Source organism: Mesorhizobium sp. M1E.F.Ca.ET.063.01.1.1 (assembly GCF_003998155.1).
Lineage (GTDB): Bacteria > Pseudomonadota > Alphaproteobacteria > Rhizobiales > Rhizobiaceae > Mesorhizobium.
Genome location: NZ_RZSC01000735.1, coordinates 1 through 2,880, shown reverse-complemented (window position 1 = coordinate 2,880; position 2,880 = coordinate 1). Strand labels below are relative to the sequence as shown.

Below are 2,880 nucleotides of genomic sequence, written 5' to 3'. Positions count from 1 at the left end.
GGCCTGCCCAGAACCGCGGAAGCGCTGGGGGCAGGCCGTAGCCGAAGGCATTCGGCGCGCCCTCGAAGACAAGCGACAGCCCGGTAGCGCCCTGCGCGATGTCTTCCAATGCTTGCGCGCTGGCGCGAGCGATATCCGGGTCGTCGACGCGCTGGCTGACGATCCAGGGCAATGTCGGGTTGGTGCGCACCAGCGGCTCGGCGCTGGCCGAGCGTTCGCTGAGCGGCTCGATGCGGATGCCGTCATCGGTGTGCGAAACGAGCTTCTCCTCGAAGGAGCCGCCGGCAAGCGCCTTTTCCGCCAGCGCCAGCCAGCGCTTGGCGTCCGGGTTCGGAAGGTCGACATCCCTGGTCAAGGTGCCGGCGCCCATCGCACTCCTCGTCTCTTGCCGCATCAGCCACCAGTCTAAGGTTCTCGGCCGGATATCACAATCGACATCCGTCGCCGTTGTCCCCGCAGCCGCTAACCGATTGCCAAACATGCTCGAAATCCGCAAGCTCGGTAAGATCGATTTCGATGGCGGCCCCAAATTCGATGATAGGCCTCCGTTTCGATGATGGGCCCCCGTTTCGATCATTGCCATTGTCGCCCGGCCAAGGCGTTACTATACCTCCGATAAGGCCGGGCGTTTTTTGACGGAACAGATTGCGGAGACCGACATATGGCTGACGACACCAGCATCTTCATCGGCGCCAGCCGCAAGCCCGACGATTCCTACCAGCGCGCCGAGGAATTGCTGCTGCGCTACGGCAACCGCCACGGGCTGATCACCGGCGCCACCGGCACCGGCAAGACGGTCAGCCTGCAGGTCCTGGCCGAGGGCTTTTCCAACGCCGGAGTGCCGGTCTTCTGCGCCGATATCAAGGGCGATCTGTCCGGCATCGCCCTGATGGGCGAGGCCAAGGATTTCCTGGTCAAGCGCGCCGAGCAGGTGAAGCTCGATCCCTACCAGTTCCAGGAGTTTCCGGTCATCTTCTGGGACCTGTTCGGCGAGCAGGGCCATCCGATCCGCGCCACCATCTCGGAGATGGGGCCGCTGCTCATGTCGCGGCTGATGAACCTCACGGAAGCGCAGGAAGGCGTCATGAACATCGCCTTCCGCATCGCCGATGAAGAGGGTCTGCTGCTGCTCGATCTCAAGGACCTGCAGGCGTTGCTCGCCAACATCGCCGAGCGCGCCGACGAGCTCAGCGCCCGCTACGGCAACGTCACGAAACCGTCGGTCGGCGCCATCCAGCGCACGCTCCTGGTGCTGGAGCAACAGGGGGCCGCGAATTTCTTCGGCGAGCCGGCGCTGCGTATTGCCGATCTCATGCGCACGACCCGTGACGGCCGCGGCGCGGTCAGCGTTCTCGCAGCCGACAAGCTGATGATGAACCCCAGGCTCTACGCCACCTTCCTGCTCTGGCTGATGTCGGAACTGTTCGAGGAACTGCCGGAGGTCGGCGATCTCGAGCGGCCCAAGCTGGTCTTCTTCTTCGACGAAGCGCATCTTCTGTTCGAGGACGCGCCGAAGGTGCTGATCGACCGCGTCGAGCAGGTGGTGCGGCTCATCCGCTCCAAGGGCGTCGGCGTCTATTTCGTCACCCAGAACCCGCTGGACATCCCGGAAAAAGTGCTGGCCCAGCTCGGCAACCGCGTCCAGCACGCGCTGCGCGCCTATACGCCGCGCGAGCAGCAGGCGGTGCGGACCGCGGCCGAGACCTTCCGGCCCAATCCCGATTTCGACTGCGCCACCGCCATCACCCAGCTCGCCACCGGCGAGGCGCTGGTCTCGATGCTGGAGGACAAGGGCGTGCCGGCCATGGTCCAGCGCACGCTGATCCGGCCGCCATCCTCGCGGCTCGGGCCGATCACGCCGGACGAGCGCCGCAAGATCATCGCCGAGAGCCCGGTCACCGGCCAGTACGACCAGGTGGTCGATCGCGAATCGGCCTTCGAGATGCTTCAGAAGAAGGCCAAGGAGGCGCAGGACGCCGAGGCGCAGGCGCAGCAGCAGAACAGCGGCGGCTCGCGCTGGACAATCCCGGGCTTCGACGACGTTTTGGGGTCTGGCAACCGGCGGTCCTCTAACCGCCAGACGGTGGCGGAGGCCGCGATCAAGTCGGTGGTGCGCTCGGTCGGTTCGTCCGTCGGCCGCGCCATCGTTCGTGGCATCCTGGGCAGTTTGGCGCGCGGGCGGTGAGAAGCGCCGTCACGCTGAACCGCGGTACGGCTCAGCCGACCTCGATGTTCATTTCGGCGATCAGCCGCTCGCGCCCCGCCAGCGAGTTCAGCGCTTTGTCGCCCAGTTCCCGGGCGACGAGGTTGAGCAGCGCTTCGCAAAAGACGATGTAGGCGCCCATGCTGTTCGAATAGAAACTGCTGGCGTGCGGGATGAAGAATGCATGCTCGGCCGGAGGAACGAGCGGCGAGGATCGGGAATCGGTGATCGCGATCACCGACTGACCGTTCGCCGCCGCAACCCGGCCGACCTCGGCGACGCTGCGTGTATAGGGCGCGCAGCTCGCGACGATGACGACGTCGCCCGGCTCGAGCTGCGACAGTGCCTCGGCGACGCCGAGGCGCGGCGCGTCCAGAAGCGCCACGTCGGAGCGCACCATCCCAAGGCAATAGGTGAGGAAGCTCGCCAGCGAATGGAACTGGCGAACGCCGTGGACGCGCACGCGCCGCGCGCTTGCCAGCAGCCTGGTCGCGCCTTTCAGCGAGGCGCCGTCCAACTGGCCGAGGAAACCATCGACATTCGCGGCCGTTTCCCGCGCCAGCTGCCCGAAGACCTCGACGTCGGCGTCGCCGACGGAGGGCGTCGCCATGAGCCGGCCGGCCTGGCGGCTATAGAAATATTGCTGGTCGTTGGCGATGGCCTTGCGGAATACGGCC

The 2,880-nt window shown here is 66.0% G+C and carries 2 protein-coding genes and 1 pseudogene; 1 reads left to right on the top strand and 2 read right to left on the bottom strand.

The annotated features are described in order from the left end of the window. Window positions 1-370 (bottom strand): annotated as a pseudogene (locus tag EOA29_RS31440) (methylmalonyl-CoA mutase); the annotation flags it as partial. Between the two features lie 291 nt (window positions 371-661). On the opposite strand from EOA29_RS31440, the gene EOA29_RS31435 reads away from it, so the two are divergent. After that, window positions 662-2,185 (top strand): helicase HerA-like C-terminal domain-containing protein, encoded by a 1,524-nt coding sequence (locus EOA29_RS31435; RefSeq protein WP_126095029.1) that lies wholly within the window; start codon window positions 662-664, stop codon window positions 2,183-2,185. 31 nt (window positions 2,186-2,216) lie between these two features. Here the strand turns inward: EOA29_RS31435 and EOA29_RS31430 are convergent. After that, window positions 2,217-2,880 (bottom strand): MurR/RpiR family transcriptional regulator (locus EOA29_RS31430; RefSeq protein WP_145969904.1); only part of this gene is annotated, 664 nt, incomplete at its 5' end.

Excerpts from the sequence above, each read along its gene's own strand:
- EOA29_RS31435 (WP_126095029.1), top strand. The coding sequence starts at position 662 with ATGGCTGACGACACCAGCATCTTCATCGGCGCCAGCCGCAAGCCCGAC.